Origin of the sequence: Amycolatopsis palatopharyngis (assembly GCF_003385185.1) — a bacterium.
Taxonomy (GTDB): Bacteria; Actinomycetota; Actinomycetes; order Mycobacteriales; family Pseudonocardiaceae; genus Amycolatopsis; species Amycolatopsis palatopharyngis.
The window spans coordinates 50,384-66,325 of the sequence record NZ_PQHZ01000014.1 but is presented as its reverse complement, the minus strand read 5'-3'; the positions used below and the strand labels follow the sequence as shown (position 1 = coordinate 66,325).

Annotated in this window: 11 protein-coding genes; 10 read left to right on the top strand and 1 reads right to left on the bottom strand. The window is 68.2% G+C overall.

Going from position 1 to position 15,942, the window contains the following annotated elements; genetic code table 11:
- Positions 1-11: 11 nt before the first annotated feature.
- The 7 genes from D0C15_RS13470 (at position 12) to D0C15_RS13440 (ending at position 11,288) form a co-directional block, all read left to right on the top strand.
- On the top strand, positions 12-1,025 hold the full coding sequence (locus tag D0C15_RS13470; protein WP_116044827.1) for an ABC transporter permease: 1,014 nt from the start codon (positions 12-14) through the stop codon (positions 1,023-1,025).
- Positions 1,022-2,209, top strand: coding sequence for a substrate-binding domain-containing protein (locus D0C15_RS13465; protein WP_116044825.1), 1,188 nt, complete (start codon positions 1,022-1,024; stop codon positions 2,207-2,209). The genes D0C15_RS13470 and D0C15_RS13465 overlap by 4 nt, the downstream gene beginning before the upstream one ends.
- Entirely contained in the window at positions 2,206-3,075 is an 870-nt protein-coding gene (locus tag D0C15_RS13460; protein WP_211323188.1) for a sugar phosphate isomerase/epimerase family protein, read from the top strand. The genes D0C15_RS13465 and D0C15_RS13460 overlap by 4 nt, the downstream gene beginning before the upstream one ends.
- A gap of 77 nt (positions 3,076-3,152) precedes the next feature.
- Positions 3,153-8,540, top strand: coding sequence for a ThuA domain-containing protein (locus tag D0C15_RS13455; RefSeq protein WP_116044822.1), 5,388 nt, complete (start codon positions 3,153-3,155; stop codon positions 8,538-8,540).
- 110 nt (positions 8,541-8,650) lie between these two features.
- Positions 8,651-9,250, top strand: a complete 600-nt coding sequence (locus tag D0C15_RS13450; protein ID WP_162830070.1) for a hypothetical protein — start codon at positions 8,651-8,653, stop codon at positions 9,248-9,250.
- Positions 9,251-9,411: 161 nt separating this feature from the next.
- On the top strand, positions 9,412-10,866 hold the full coding sequence (gene folC / locus D0C15_RS13445; protein WP_425455389.1) for a bifunctional tetrahydrofolate synthase/dihydrofolate synthase: 1,455 nt from the start codon (positions 9,412-9,414) through the stop codon (positions 10,864-10,866).
- The gene (locus D0C15_RS13440) at positions 10,863-11,288 is read left to right on the top strand and encodes a DUF4233 domain-containing protein (protein WP_116044813.1); all 426 of its coding nucleotides are present in this window, start codon (positions 10,863-10,865) and stop codon (positions 11,286-11,288) included. The genes folC and D0C15_RS13440 overlap by 4 nt, the downstream gene beginning before the upstream one ends.
- 73 nt (positions 11,289-11,361) lie before the next feature.
- Here D0C15_RS13440 and D0C15_RS13435 read toward each other — a convergent pair whose 3' ends face one another.
- Positions 11,362-12,000 (bottom strand): class I SAM-dependent DNA methyltransferase, encoded by a 639-nt coding sequence (locus D0C15_RS13435; RefSeq protein ID WP_116044811.1) that lies wholly within the window; start codon positions 11,998-12,000, stop codon positions 11,362-11,364.
- A 99-nt stretch (positions 12,001-12,099) separates the two neighbouring features.
- On the opposite strand from D0C15_RS13435, the gene D0C15_RS13430 reads away from it, so the two are divergent.
- The 3 genes from D0C15_RS13430 to D0C15_RS13420 all read left to right on the top strand — a co-directional run bounded on the left by D0C15_RS13430 (position 12,100) and on the right by D0C15_RS13420 (position 15,908).
- Positions 12,100-13,683, top strand: coding sequence for an alkaline phosphatase D family protein (locus D0C15_RS13430; RefSeq protein ID WP_116044808.1), 1,584 nt, complete (start codon positions 12,100-12,102; stop codon positions 13,681-13,683).
- A 57-nt stretch (positions 13,684-13,740) separates the two neighbouring features.
- The gene (gene ndk, locus D0C15_RS13425) at positions 13,741-14,151 is read left to right on the top strand and encodes a nucleoside-diphosphate kinase (protein ID WP_116044805.1); all 411 of its coding nucleotides are present in this window, start codon (positions 13,741-13,743) and stop codon (positions 14,149-14,151) included.
- A gap of 227 nt (positions 14,152-14,378) precedes the next feature.
- Positions 14,379-15,908 (top strand): alpha/beta hydrolase, encoded by a 1,530-nt coding sequence (locus tag D0C15_RS13420; protein ID WP_116044803.1) that lies wholly within the window; start codon positions 14,379-14,381, stop codon positions 15,906-15,908.
- Positions 15,909-15,942: the final 34 nt, after the last annotated feature.

Sequence of the window (15,942 nt, the reverse complement as noted above, 5' to 3'; positions counted from 1 at the left end):
AGGGAAGCGATATGACCCGCACGACCGAAGCGACTGCCGGTTCCGCGCGCTCGTGGCGGCCGCGGTTGGCCCAGGGCACCGGACCCGTGCTCGCGGTTCTGGCGGTCCTGCTGATCGCGCTGGCGTTCGCCGGCTCCGCGTACAGCGAGCCCGAAGGTTACCTCGCGCTGCTCAAGCGCGCGGCTCCGCTGATGATCCTCGCGATCGGCCAGTACTTCGTCATCGTCAGCGGCGGATTCGACCTCTCGGTCGGCTCGCTGGTGACCGCGGAGGTCGTGATCGCGGCGCGGCTGATCGACGGCGAAGAGTCCGCGACCTCATGGGTGATCCTGTTCATTCTCGGCTTCGGTGCACTGATCGGGCTGGTCAACGGCCTCATCACCACGCGACTGCTGGTGCCGTCGTTCATCGTCACCCTCGGCATGCTGCTCGTTCTCGACGGCGCCGTGTTCCTCTGGACCGGCGGATCGCCGCGGGGCGCGCTTTCCGAGTCGTTCCGCATGGTCGGCCGGGAAGGAATCGACGTCCCGCTGATCGGACAGCTGCCGTGGTCGGTGCTTCTGCTCGCGGTGATTGTGGTGCTCGCGGTGCTGTTCATGCGGGGCAGCACCGGTCGCCTGCTCGTGGCCATCGGCGACAACCCTGCCGTCGTTCGCCTCGGCGGGGGCAATGTCGAACGTGTTCGCACACTCGCGTTCGTCCTTTCCGGACTGTCGGCGGCCGTGGCCGCGGTGTTGCTCGGTGGCTTTGCCGGCGTTTCGGCTCAGGTGGGGGAGGGGCTGGAGTTCCGCGTCATCACCGCGGTTGTCCTCGGCGGCGTATTGCTCGGCGGCGGTCGCGGTTCCGTGGTCGCCGCGATGGCCGGAGCGCTGACGTTGGAAGCCCTGTTCTCCCTGCTCAATCTGCTCGGTGTCTCCGGTGGACTCGAGTCGGCCGTACAAGGGGTGATCATCATCGCTGCCGTCGCCTATGCCTCGGTAGGAAACCGGTTCTCGCTCCGCAAACTGTTCAGGAGAAGCGAATGAAGAAAGTGACCACCGCCGTGCTCGCCGCGGGTCTGCTGACCCTCGCGGCCTGTTCCAGCGACCTGCCCGCGGGTAGTGGGGACGCGGCCACCCCGGCGGGTGAGTCGTCCAGTCAGGACGGTCAGGCCGCCTCGGAGTTCTTCGATCAGGCGGAGTACGAGCGGCAGCTGGCACTGCGTGACGCGACACCGGAAGGCCCTGCGGACAAGCCGTGGGAGCAGGCGCTTGAGCCGGAGATGGTGGATACGTCCCAGTACGCCAAGGACGGGCCACACAAGGTTTGCTTCTCCAACGCTTCGGTGGACAACCCATGGCGACAGGTCGGCTGGAAGACCATGCAGGCCGAGGCCGATCTGCACGACGAGATCGCGGAGTTCACCGTTCTGGACGCCGAGGCCAAGGACGACAAGCAGATCAGTGACATCCAGTCCCTGACCTCGCAGGGTTGCGACGCGCTGATCGTGTCCCCGAACACGACGGCCACGCTGACCCCTGCTGTAGAGCAGGCTTGTGGCACGGGCATCCCGGTGATCGTTTTCGACCGCGGCGTCGACACCGACTGCCCGGTCACATTCGTGCACCCCATCGGCGGATACGCCTTCGGCGCCAGTGCTGCCGAGTTCCTCGCCGACGAGGTCGGTGAGGGCGGCAAGGTGCTTGGCCTGCGCGTTCTGCCGGGCGTGGATGTGCTGGAACACCGGTGGGCAGCGGCGGAGCGCATCTTCGAGGAGCGGGGCGTGCAGGTCGTTGGCGCCGAGTTCACCGAGAACGACAGCGCGACAGCCAAGAGCGTCGTCTCCGACTACCTGCAGCGTGAAGGCACGATCGACGGTATCTGGATGGACGACGGCACGGCCGCGGTCGCGGTGCTGGAAGCGTTCGAGGACGCCGGGGTCGAGGCGCCCGCGATTTCGGGTGAGGACCAGCAGCAGTTCATGGAGAAGTGGAAGAGCGAGAACCTGACCGCGCTCGCCCCGACCTACCCCACCTACCAGTGGCGGACTCCGGTCATCGCCGCGCTGAAGATCCTGAACGGCGAAGAGGTGCCGAAGGAGTGGATTCTGCCCCAGCCAGTGATCGACTCGGCCTCGCTCGACCAGTACCTCACCGAAGGGATGCCGCCACTGCACTACGGCCTGTGCGGTTGCCAGGACATGCCGGACTACCCGGAACGCTGGCAGTGACCGTCGCTCACGCGATCGGGGTCAACACCTGGGTCTGGGCCTCGCCACTCGATGACGCCGCGCTGCGCATGCTCGCACCGCACGTGGCCGATCTCGGCTTCGGCGTGATCGAGCTGCCGATCGAGAACCCCGGTGACTGGGATCCGGCAGCGGCGGCGACGCTGCTGGCGGACCTCGGGCTCTCGGCCACGGTGGCACTGGTGATGCCACCGGGCCGGGAGCTCGTCCTGGACTCCGACGCGGTGATCTCCGGTACCCAGGACTACCTCCGGCACTGTCTCGATGTCGCGGCCGAGGTCGGCTCGCCGGTCATCGCCGGCCCGGCCTACTCGTCGGTGGGGCGTACCTGGCGGATGACCGAACAGGAGCGGGCCGACTGCCTCGCCCAGTGGCGGGACAACCTCGCTCCCGTGCTGGCCCATGCCGCTTCGCTCGGCGTCCGGGTCGCTGTGGAACCGCTCAACCGGTACGAGACCAGTCTGTTCAACACCATCGAGCAAACTCTCAGCGGTCTTGGTGACCTTGAAGAAAGCGCTTGCGGTGTCGCACTGGACATCTACCACCAGAACATCGAGGAAACCGATCTGCCCGCCGCGATCCGGTCGGCAACTGGCCGGATCGCGCACGTCCAGGTGTGCGCTAACGACAGGGGAGCACCGGGCCGGGACCACTTCGACTGGCCCGCCCTGCTCACGGCGATCGGTGAAGCGGGCTACTCCGGCCCGCTGTGCATCGAGTCGTTCACCGCACACAACCGCAGTATCGCCACGGCGGCCTCGATCTGGCGCCCGCTGGCCGAGAGCCAGGACCTGCTCGCGTCCAACGGCCTACGCCACCTCGAGGAGGTGATGTCGCATATGGCCTGATCCGAGGCTCCTTGCTGTACGGCGCCGGCACGCCGAGGAACCCACAAAGTTCTCCAGTCCCCTTACGTGAGGAACCCATGAGCACACGCAAGAGATTCTTGCTGCGGGTGGGCGCCGTCGTACTCTCCACTTTTGTCGCCCTCGGCTTAGTTCCGGCGGCAGTGCAGGCGCACCCCGGGCACGAACAGGATCCTGAGTTCAGTGCCTTGTTGTTCACCAAAACAGCCGGCTACCGGCACGACTCCATCCCCGCCGGCGTCGCGCTGTTCGAGCAGCTGGCCGTCGATAACCATTTCACGTTGGACCACACAGAGGATTCCGCGGTCTTCAACGACGCCAACCTCGCCAACTACGACGTCGTCATCATGTTCCAGACCTCAGGCATGGTCTGGGAGAACGACGAGCAGCGCCAGGCCATCCAGACCTATGTGGACAACGGCGGCGGTATCGCGGCCATCCACAACGCCACGGACATGGGGATCGAGTCCGAGTTCCCGTGGTGGGACGATCTGGTGAACGCGGGTGCCCACATGCCCTCGCACTCACCCGGCGTGCTCCAGGGCACCGCGAAGGTCGCCGACCGGCAGCACCCCTCAACCGCAGGCTTGCCGGAGCGCTGGGAGCGCGCGGAGGAGTGGTACAACTTCGACCAGAACATCCGCGGTAAGGCGCACGTCCTGGTCACCGCGGACGAGTCGACCTACAACCCCGGTGGCGACGCGATGGGTGCTGACCACCCGATCTCGTGGTGCCGCGAGGTGGGTACCGCCCGTGTCTGGGCGACGGCCATGGGGCACCCGCAGGGCGCCTACAGCGAGCCGCTGTTCGTCGAGCACCTGCTCGGCGGAGTCCGTACCGCGGCCGGGGTCGAGAAGGCCGACTGTTCCGCCACTGTGGACAGCGCTTTCGAGAAGGTGGCGCTGGACAGCAACACCAAGGCGCCGACCGCACTGGACATCACTCCGGACGGCCGCGTCTTCTACACCGAGATCCTCGGCCAGGTGAAGGTCTACGACCCGGCCAGCGGCAGCACGTCCGTCGCTCTCGACCTGCCGGTCTACTCCGGCGGTGAGGACGGCCTCGTCGGGCTCACGCTCGATCCGGCGTTCGCCGACAACGGCTGGATCTACCTGTACTACTCACCTCCCGGTGACGCCGAGATCAACCGGGTCTCGCGGTTCAACGTGGAGGGCAACTCGATCCTCGCGGACACCGAGCAGAAGTTGCTCGACATTCCCGCTTCCAGGCTGGAGGAGCCCGGTCACACCGGTGGCTACCTGACCTTCGGGCCGAACGGGGATCTCTACATCGGCGTCGGTGACGACACCAACCCGTTCCAGTCCAGCGGTTACTCCCCGATCGACGAGCGCGAAGGGCGGGCACTGTTCGACGCCCAGCGGGCCTCGGCGAACACCAACGACCTGCGCGGCAAGATCCTGCGGGTGCACCCGCAGGCCGAGGGTGGTTACAGCATCCCCGAGGGCAACATGTTCGCCCCGGGGACGGAGAAGACGTTGCCGGAGATCTACGCGATGGGTTTCCGCAACCCGTTCCGGTTCAGCGTCGACACCGACGGCACGATCTACATGGCCGACTACGGTCCCGACTCGCGCAGTGCCGACCCCGACCGCGGTCCGGACGGCAAGGTCGAGTGGAACATCATCCGCGAGCCCGGGTTCTACGGCTGGCCGTACTGCATCGCCGACAACATCGCGTACAACGACTACGACTTCGCCACGTCCACGTCGGGCGCCAAGTTCGACTGTGCCAACCCGGTCAACGACTCACCCAACAACACGGGGCTGACCGAACTGCCCGCGGCCAAGGCCGCGGACGTCTGGTACGGCTACGGCGAGTCGGCGGAGTTCCCGGTACTGGAAACCGGCGGCGCCGCGCCGATGGCGGGCCCGGTGTACCGGTACGACCCGGAACTGGAGTCGGAGACCAAGTTCCCCGCCTACTACGACGGCAAGCCGTTCTTCTACGAGTGGGCGCGTAACCGCATCTTCAACTTCAACCTCGACGACCAGGGGTCGCTGCTCGAGATCGCGCCGTGGCTCGACAGCGTCGAGACCCTTGCCCCGATGGACATGCGATTCGGTCCGGACGGCTCGATGTACCTGCTGGAGTGGGGCGGTGGTTACGGAAGGGACAACCCCGACTCCGGCCTCTACCGCATCGACTACACGCAGGGCAACCGCAGGCCGATCGCGAAGGCGGCCGCGGCGCCGTCCTCCGGGATCGCGCCGCTGGAGGTGGCCTTCTCCAGCGAGGGTTCGGCCGATCCAGAGGGAACGGGACTGACCCACGCCTGGACGTTCGGTGACGGTGGTACCTCCAGCGAGGCCAACCCCGCACACACCTACACCGAGAACGGCACCTACAACGCCCAGCTCACCGTCACCGACGAGACCGGCAAGGAGGGAGTCGCGAACGTGACCGTGACCGTGGGCAACACGGCTCCGGTCGTCGACCTCGCGACACCACCGGACGGTGGGATGTTCGACTTCGGTGACGAGATCGCTTTCGACGTCGGTGTGACCGACGCGGAGGACGGCGAGATCGACTGCGCCAAGGTCGTGGTGCAGCCCGCACTCGGCCATGACGCACACGCCCACCCACTGGATCCGGTCAATGCCTGCACGGGCACGATCGAGACCATTGTGGACGATGGCCACGCGGACGCGAACATCTTCTACTCGGTGGACGCGAGCTACTCGGACAACGGTGCCGAGGGCCTTCCGTCACTGGTCGGCAGGGACACCGCGATCCTGCAGCCGAAGCACAAGCAGGCCGAGTACTTCTCCGGCTCCTCGGGTGTCCGGGTGGTCGAGCAGGGCGGCGCCGAGGCAGGCAGGCGGATCGGTGACATCAGTGACGGGGACTGGATCTCGTTCTCGCCGATGAATCTCACCGGTATCGACCAGGTCGCCGTCCGGGCCTCGTCCGGCGGTGGCGGCGGTTCCGTCGAATTCCGCGCTGGCGCGGCCGACGGAGATGTACTGGCGACTGTGGACGTGCCGAACACCGGGGGCTGGAACAACTACGTCACGCTCCCGCCAGTGGACATCACCGATCCCGGTGCCACCACGGAGTTGTTCGTCGTGTTCCGTTCGGCCGCGGCCGGTCCGTACGACCTCGACTCCCTGTCGTTCGTCGGCAAGGGCGTCGCGGTGAACGCGGCTCCACACGTGCAGGTGGACGCCACACCGACCACGGGCAATGCCCCGTTGAAGGTGGACTTTACCGCCACGGCAACCGATCCGGAGGGCGACGAGCCGCTCACCTACGAGTGGGTCTTCGGCGACGGTGCCACGGCTTCCGGGGCGCAGGTCAGCCACACCTACACCGAGGCGGGGGAGTACACCGCCAAGGTGACGGTGACCGACACGGCGGGTCGCAGCAAGCAGGCGTCCGTCCCGATCGTGGCCTCGCCGAAGGTGTCACCACCGATCGAGTGCCTCACCCCTGGCTCGGACGAGTTCACCGGGGACTCCCTCGACGGCGAGCGCTGGACCAGCGCCCGGCCGGACGGGGCGCAGTACTCGGTGGCCGACGGTCAGCTGGTCCTGCCGACGGCGGCCGGTGACATCAACGGTGGCGCACAGGGACCGATCTCGTTCGTGGGCCAGGCGGCGCCGGGCGGCAGCTGGTCGGCGACCACGCTGGTGACGATCGACGCCAACCAGCAGTGGCAGCAGGCCGGGCTCATGTTGCTGGCGGACAACGACAACTACGCCAGGGTCAACGTCCAGTCCAATGGATCCGGAAGGGAACTGGAGTTCGTCCGGGAGTCGGGGGGCCAGCGGGAGATCCGCAAGGGTGCCCTCGCCACCGACGGCACCAGCTTCCACCTGCGGATGGAGACTGACGGCACGTCGCTGACCGCGTACACCTCGGCGGACGGGGTCACCTGGACCGCCTTCGGTGACTCGTACCCGGTCGAGGGTGTGGCAGCGGGCCAGCTTGGCCTCTACGCACTCAAGGGCGACACCCCCGCGCCGGTGATCGATGCGTCGTTCGACTACTTCCGCGTCTCCTCGGGTACCGGGGCCGAGGTAGAGCCGGGTGACGAGTTCGAAGGTGACCGGCTCGACGGTTGCCGCTGGGACGCGGTCGTGCGACCCGACCTCACGACCATGCGGGTCGAGGAGGGCGAGCTGCGGATCGACACCGTGAACGCCGACATCAACGGAGGAGCGAACGACGATCCGTCCAACTTCGTTCTGCAGCAGGCACCCGAGGGTGACTGGACCGTGGAGACGAGGATGCGCGCACCGCTGGTCGAGCGTTACCAGCTGGCCGGGTTCATGGTGCACGGCACCGACGACGACTACGTCAAGTTCGACGTCGTCGCCGTGAACACCCCGGGCTCGGCGACGAGCCTGCGAGCCGAACTGGTGTCGGAGAACAACGGGCAGTTCGGTAACGGTGGCAACCGTTCGATCGCGCTCGGGGACACCGAGAGCGGTTGGTGGCATCTGCGCCTGGCCAAGGTGGGCGACACCTACGAAGGCTGGGTCAGCCACGACGGCGAGCAGTGGACCTCGGTCGGCGCGCCGGTGACGAACGCGGTGCCCGAGGCGAAGGTCGGACTGATGGCGATCGGCCCGCAGCAGACGGCGGGTCCGGTCACGGTCGGGTTCGACTGGTTCCACCTCAGCAGCGGGCAGGCGGACGAGCAGGCGCCGGTGACAACCGCGAGCCTCGATCCGGGCGAGCCGGACGGTGAGGGCGGTTGGTACCGCTCGGCGCCGACGGTCACGTTGTCCGCGGACGACGGTGCCGGTTCCGGTGTGGCCGGATCCGAGTACCAGGTGGACGGTGGCGAGTGGATCGCTTACACCGAGCCGTTCGCGGTCGAGGGAGACGGTGCGCACGAGGTGCGATACCGCTCCACCGACCAGGCGGGCAACGTCGAGGAAGCAGGCGTCACCGAGGTGAAGATCGACGCGGTTGCGCCGGAGGTGACGGTGTCCGGTGTGCAGGAGGGCGCCAGCTACGGCGATTCGGCCGATCTGACGCTCGCCTGGGAGACGGCCGACGCGACCTCAGGCGTTGGCACGACCGGAGCCACGCTCGACGGCGAGGCGCTGGACAACGGTGCTGTGGTGCCGCTGCACACCATCGCGCTCGGTGAGCACGAGCTCGTGGTCACCGCGGCGGACGTGGCGGGCAACGTCACCGAGCGGACGGTGACGTTCACCGTCGAGACCTCGCTGGCCGACGTGCGCACGCTCGTCGACAGGTTCACCGAGGAGGGCCGGATCGACGCCAAGACGTCGAAGCAGCTGAAGGCCTCACTCGCGGTGACCAGCCTCCTGGTGGCCAACGGCGTGGAACGCGGCGCCGTGCACACCATGGGCGTCTTCGTCAGAATCGTCGAGCGCAATGTCGAGGACGAGCAGGTGAAGGCGGTCCTGGTCCGCGATGCCGAGGAACTGATCGGCCAGTGGCGCGGCTGATGGTTCCTCCGAAGACGCGAGGTCGGATGCCGGGCCGATCCTCGCACCGGCCGGTGCCGCGACGGGTTCGCTCGTCGCGGCACCGGCTGCCCGGCCTCGGGAAGAGGGGGGTGGCCGGTCTGGTCGCCGCCCTCGTCCTGGTGGGACTCGCCCTGGTGCTACCGGGGCTGTGGAGCTCGGATGACGCGCTTCAGGAACGGACGGCCGAACTGCAGGAGGCCGAGCGGCAGCGCGATGCCGAACTGACCGGCGACCTCGTCTCGCTGGCCGAGGCCGTGCGGGCGGACGTGCTGCCGGTCCTGGCCGGGTTCGGCGGGCAGGACGGCGACGCGGATGCGGCCGCCACGGAAGCGGAGGTGGAGCAGTGGCGCTCGGCGGTCGAGTCCGCCGCCACGCGTCTGGAGGAACGGCCCTCGGCCGGAACAGCCGTCAACCTCGCGCGGTCGAGCCTTGCCGGTTCGGTCACGATTCTCGGTCGCGCGGTCGAGGCCTATGCCGTCTCCCTGCGGGTCGAGGGCGCCGAGGTGGAACCGTTGCGGGAGTTGGCACGACAGCTCAGAGACGATGCCGTGGTGGCGTGGTCCGTGGCCGCGAACCAGCTCGACGTCGCCGGGGTCGAGTCGGGCCTCGGGCACGTGCACGTGTTCCTCCCGCCACAGGGAGTGGAGGGCGAGCTGAACTCGGATCATGCCCCGGAAGGACCACCCTGACGAGGTAATGGGCTCCAGCGGCACGGCGCCGATCGCGTCCGAGCAGGACGCACGTAGACTCGCAGGAGTCCGTGAGCAGGCATGAGTTGGGAGTTTGTGTGCCGCGAGGTGAGTTCGACGCCTCAGGTGATGAGCCGGTCGATGACGAGTTCCCGCCCGAGCTGACCAGCGGGGACAACTTTGTCGCCGGTCCGCTGCCGGACGACCCCGGCGATGCCGAGGACGCCCCGGTTGTGGAAGACCCTGTGCTGGAGGAGCAGGCCCGACGCGAGTTGATCGTGGTCGAGGCCGAGCTGAACGAGCGGTGGCCCGAGACGAAGATCGCGCCCTCGCTCGACCGGATCGCCACCCTGTTGAACCTGCTCGGCGATCCCCAGACCGGGTACCCCGCACTGCATGTCGCGGGTACCAACGGCAAGTCGTCCGTCGCCAGGATGATCGACGCGCTGCTGACCAGGATGGGCCTGCGGGTGGGCCGGTACACCAGCCCGCACCTGCAGGTGGTGACCGAACGGATCAGCCTGGACGGCGCGCCGATCGCGGCGTCGAAGTACGTGGACACCTACCGCGACGTCGCGCCATTCGTGTCCATGGTGGACGGGGCGACCGGCCCGGACGGTCCGCCGATGAGCAAGTTCGAGGTCCTCACCGGTATGGCCTTCGCGGCGTTCGCCGAGGCCCCGGTCGAGGTCGCGGTGCTCGAGGTGGGACTCGGCGGCAGGTGGGACGCCACCAACGTGGCCGACGCGCAGGTCGCCGCCATCACCCCGATCGGTATCGACCACGTCGAGTACCTCGGGCCGGACGCGGTGAGTGCCGCACGGGAGAAGGCCGGGGTCATCAAACCCGGTGGTGTCGCCCTGCTGGCGGAGCAGCAGCCGGAGGTCGAGCGGGTGCTGCTGGAACGTGTGCTGGAGGTCGACGCCACGGTCGCCAGGGCGGGCAGCGAGTTCGGTGTGCTCAGTCGCGAGGTCGCGGTGGGTGGCCAGTTGCTCAGGCTGCAGGGCCTTGGCGGGGTGTACGAGGAGATCTTCCTTCCGCTGCACGGCGCGCACCAGGCCGCCAACGCGGCGCTTGCGCTGGCTTCGGTGGAGGCGTTCTTCGGCGCGGGGCCCGAGCGGCAGCTGGTCATCGAGGCGGTCCGGGAGGCCTTCGCCGAGGTGGTCACGCCAGGCAGGCTGGAGCGTGTCCGCGCAGCGCCCGCCGTCCTGCTGGACGCCGCGCACAATCCGCACGGCGCGAGCGCACTGGCGAAGACGGTGACCGAGGAGTTCGCGTTCCGCAGGCTGGCCGCGGTGGTCGGGGTGATGGCCGATAAGGATGCTCGCGGCATCATCGAGGCGCTCGAGCCCGTGGTGTCCGAGATCGTGGTGACCAACAGCAACTCGCCGCGAGCGATGCCGCTGGAGGAGCTCGCGGAACTGGCGCGGTTGGTGTTCGGTGAGGAGCGGGTGTTCGCCGAGGCCGCGCTCGACGCGGCCGTGGAGACCGCGATCGGGCTCGTCGAGCAGGGGGACGACCCCGAGGAACCGCTGGCAGGCGGTGGCGTGCTGATCACCGGGTCGGTCGTCCTCGCGGGCGAGGCGCGCACGTTGTTCGGCAAGGAGCCGACATGAGCGAGGCAGGTGACGCCGCGCCGGAGTCGCCGGAGTCACAGCCGTCACCGGCTCCGGCGAAGGACCCGATGAAGTCCTTCCGCGGGATCATGGCGGGCACGCTGGTGATGGAGTCGATCGCGGTGGCGCTGGCGCTGCCCGTGGTGGCCAAACTGGGTGGTGGCGTCGCCAGCTGGCAGGGCTGGACCGTGATCGCGGTCGCGGTGGCGATGCTTTTGCTGTGTGGTGCGCTGCGCCGGGCGTGGGCCATCCCGGCGGTGTTCGCGCTACACGTGGTGCTGCTGGCTTTTGTGGTCGCGGTGCCCGCGATCGCGATCATCGGCATGCTGTTTCTCGCGCTCTGGCTCTGGCTCTTCTGGCTTCGCCGGGATGTCGCCCGCAGGATGGCCGAGGGCAGATTACCCAGCCAACAGTCCCCCTGACCCAGCCCGCCTCCCCCCCACACCCACACACCAAACCGCACTTTCCCGGGAAAGTGCGAGGCCTTGGGCGGGCTCAGATTTGCTTGCGGGCCAGAACGCAGGCCAGCGGGCACTTCTTCCCCTCCGACAACAACTGCGCGGTGACGCGGAGCCCGGCCTGGTTCAGCAACTCGGCGATGTGCTCGGGTGGCAGCCGGTACGCCGCATACGTCACTGGATGACCGTAGGCGCGCTCGGGGCGCAAACACTCGTCGCCGACGTGGAACCCCACCAGCACGTGGCCGTCGGGGGCCAGCACCCGGTGGAACTCCGCGAACAACGCGGGCAACTCGTCCGGTGGTGTGTGGATGATCGACCACCAGGCGACGAGGCCGTCGAGTTCGCCGTCGACACAGTCCAAATCGGTCATCGAACCCACGTCGAACCGCAGCTTCGGATGCCTGCGCCGGGCGATCGCGACCATCGCGGGCGACAGGTCGACACCGAAGGCGGACACTCCTAGGGCGTCCAGGTGCGCGGTGACGTGGCCCGGCCCGCATCCGACGTCGGCGACGGGACCACCGCCGCCAGACCGCACGAGTTCGGCGAACGCGGCCAGCATCGCGCGTCCCAGCGGCTCTTTCGAGAACAGCGCCGTTATCAGGTCGGTGTAGTCCTCGGCAACGGTGTCGTACGACGCTCGCGTGGCGGTCAGATGGGCGGGCTCGCTCATGACGGACGACCGTACTCGCCCCGGTATTGCCGTTCTGGTTCACCGAGCCGACAGCCTCAGTTGGCCCACCGGTCTTCGGCACGGGATAGACAGAACCGTATGACCGAACAGACCCACCACGACCATCAGAACCGACACACCCGCCGTGTCGCCCTGCGTACCGCGCTCGCCGGCGCCGGGGTGCTCACCGCCGGAACCCTCGGCGCGACTTCGGCCTTCGGCGCACCCGCGCTGGTCCGCCGCGGCCGACCCGTGCTGACTCACGGCGTTCAGTCCGGTGGGGTGACCGCCCGGTCCGCGCTCGTGTGGACCCGGGCCGACCGGGCTGCCCGCATGGTCGTCGAGGTGGCTGGTGACCCCTCGTTCGCCCGTGCCCGGACCGTGCGGGGGCCCCTGCTGACGCCGGACTCCGATGGCACCGGCACCGTGCACCTGCCGGGTCTGGCGCCCGGTCGTGAGTTGCACTATCGCGTTCGGGCCGTGGACCTGGACGGAAGGGTGGCGAGTGAACCGGTCACCGGCCGCTTCCGCACGGCTCCCGTCGCCGGGGGTGACGTTCGGCTGGTCTGGTCGGGCGACGTCGCGGGGCAGGGCTGGGGTATCAACCCCGACATCGGCGGGATGACCGCCTACGCGGCGATGGCCGCTCGGGAACCGGACCTCTTCCTGCACAGCGGCGACACGGTGTACGCCGACGGCCCGCTGGCGGAGACCGTGACCCTGCCGGACGGGCGGGTCTGGCGGAATCTGGTGACGCCCGAAAAGGCGAAGGTCGCCGAGACACTGACCGAGTACCGGGGACAGTTCGCCTACAACCTGCTGGACGAGAACGTGCGTGCCTTCGCCTCGGCCGTACCCGTGTCCGTGCAGTGGGACGACCACGAGGTGGTCAACAACTGGTACCCGGGCGAGATCCTCGATCTGCCGCAGTACACCGAGAAACGGGTGGACGTGCTGGCGGCACGGGCCGCCCGCGCGTTCCGCGAGTGGCACCCGATCGGGGAGGGCGCACCAGGACGGGACCGGGAGGGCCGGCTTTACCGGAGCTTCCGGTACGGGCCGCATATCGAGGTGTTCGTGCTCGACATGCGCAGCAATCGCGACCCCAACACCGCGGACCGGACCAAGCCCGGCCGGATTCTCGGCGAGCAGCAGGCTCGCTGGCTGGTGCGCGAGCTACACCGGAGCACGGCGACCTGGAAGATCATCCAGTCCGATATGCCGGTTGGTCTGACCGTGCCCGACGGCACCGACATCGAGGGCGTCGCCAACGGCCTGCCCGGTGCACCCGCGGGCCGGGAGAGCGAGATCGCCTGGGTACTGCGGGAGATCGCGCGCCGAAAGGTGCGCAACACCGTATGGCTGACCGCGGACGTCCACTACACCGCCGCGCACCACTACTCGCCGGACCGGGCCGCCGACGGGGACTTCGATCCGTTCTGGGAGTTCGTCTCCGGGCCGTTGAACGCGGGTGCGTTCGGGCCAAACACCCTGGACCCCACATTCGGCCCCGAGGCTGTTTTCGTCCACGCCCCACCAGTGGCCAACACCTCGCCGATGGACGGATTCCAGCATTTCGGTGAGCTGAACGTCGACGGGGAGTCCGGTGAACTTCGGGTGGATCTGCGGGACGGAACCGGTGCCTCGCTGTGGTCGAGGACCCTGCGCCCGGAGCGTCACTGAGGCGGTGGATAGGCTCGGGCGCATTCAACTGCAGTGAACGAATGGAGAGTTACCGTCGTGAGTGAGCGCACGCTGGTCCTGGTCAAGCCCGACGGAGTCAAGCGGGGTCTCGTGGGTGAGGTCATCTCGCGCATCGAGCGCAAGGGGCTGACCCTCGCCGCGCTGGAGCTTCGCACCGTGGAGCGGTCGGTGGCCGAGGAGCACTACGCCGAGCACAAGGAGAAGCCGTTCTTCGGCGAACTGCTCGAGTTCATCACCTCCGGCCCGGTGGTGGCACTGGCGGTCGACGGCCCCCGCGCCATCGCCGCCTTCCGCCAGCTTGCCGGTGGTACCGATCCCGTGGAGAAGGCGACGCCGGGCACCCTGCGCGGCGACTTCGCCCTGGAGACGCAGTTCAACCTGGTGCACGGTTCCGACTCGCAGGAGTCGGCCGAGCGCGAGCTCAAGCTCTGGTTCCCCGAGCTCTGACCGCAACGGACGCGGCACCATGGCCACTCCGCGGGTTTTCCTGCCGCTGACGTGGCCATGGTGCGGTCCCAGCCAACGTCCCTGGCGCGATGATCTCGCCGGCCGCTAGGGTCGGCCTGCTGGTAATGGATTACCGAAGGGGGCTGGGGATCGTGGGAAAATCGCGGCACCGCGTGTTGGGCACTGGGAGCACCGCGCGTGTCGTGGCTGTTCTGGCCTCGATCACAATGCTGACCAGTCTGGCTACGGCCACGCAGGCCGGCGGCCTCGAGTTGACCGCGCAGGGCACGAACGGCGCTCCCGTCCCCGAGCTGAACTGGGCTCCGTGCGATGCGGCGCCACCCGGTTACGAGTGCGCCGAGGCCGAAGTGCCACTGTCCTATCGCGACCCGCGCGGACAGCGCATCACACTCGCTCTCGGCAAGCTGCCCGCGACCGACCAGGCAGGCAAGCTCGGCACGATCTTCTACAACCCCGGTGGCCCTGGTGGATCCGGCCAGATCCCGCCCCAGCTCACCCCTGAACTGCACGAGAAGTTCGACATCGTCGGGTTCGACCCGCGGGGCATCGGCGCGAGCACGCCCTTGCGCTGCTTTCCCCAGCAGGATCAGGCTCGGCTGCTGGCAGGCGAGTTCCCGACCACTCTCGCCCAGGAACGCAAACTCGTCGAGGACACCGCCAAGGGCACTGCCCTTTGCGCGGAGAACGCGGGCCCACTGATCGATCACATGTCCACGGCCAACGTCGCCAGGGACATGGATCTGCTGCGCCAGGCGCTGGGCGAGGACCAGACGTCGTACTACGGGCTCTCCTACGGCAGTCACCTCGGCTCCGTCTACGCCAACCTGTTCCCGGACAAGGTCGGCGCGGTGGCCATCGACGCGGTGCTCAACCCGGTCGAATGGACCACCGGCTACGAACCCGGTCAGAACTTCGCGCCCTTCTCCTACCGTGTGGGCAGCCACCGAGGGGCCGAGAACGCGTTGGAGAGCTTCTTCGAAGCGTGCTCCGGCGACGAGGACTGCGCGTTCGACGAACCCGGCGCCGACCTCGCGGCCAAGTACGACCGGATTCTCGACCGCCTGCTCGACGGGCCGGTGACCATTCCGTCACCCGGTGGCGAGCAGACCGAGATCACCTACCAGAACGTCGTGCACAGCACCCTCGGCTCGCTTTACCACGCGCAGGCCTCGGGATCGCTCGCGAGGTTCCTGCAGACGCTGTCCGAGGCGGTCGAACCGGCCGCACGGCTGACCGCCGCGGACGCGGTCGCGGTTCCCGACCCCGTCGAGGGTCCCGGCTACCAGCGGAACCGTTATGCCGGGCCCGAACAGAGCGCGGCCGTGTTCTGCGCCGATTCCAGCAATCCCGGCAATCCCTACGCCTGGTCGGGTTTCGCCAGGAGTGCCGATCGGGAGGCAAGGGGATTCGGCTCGAGTTGGACGTGGTTGTCCCTGCCGTGCGCGACCTGGCCGGGGCACGACCGCGACCATTACGCCGGGCCGTGGGACCGGGAGACCGCCAACCCGGTGCTCGTGATCGGCAACGGCAAGGGTGACCCGGCGACGCCCTACGAGGACGCACAGAGCACGGCGAAACTGCTCGGCAACGCCCGCCTGCTCACACTGGACACGTTCGGCCACGGCGCTCTGGGAAACAGTGAGTGCATCGCGGGTTCACTGAACGCCTACTTCATCGAAGGGACGGTGCCCGCCGAGGGCACGGTCTGCCAGCCCGACCACGGGCCGTTCGACTGACCCTGATTTTTCACACTGTGCCTTATTCACATGT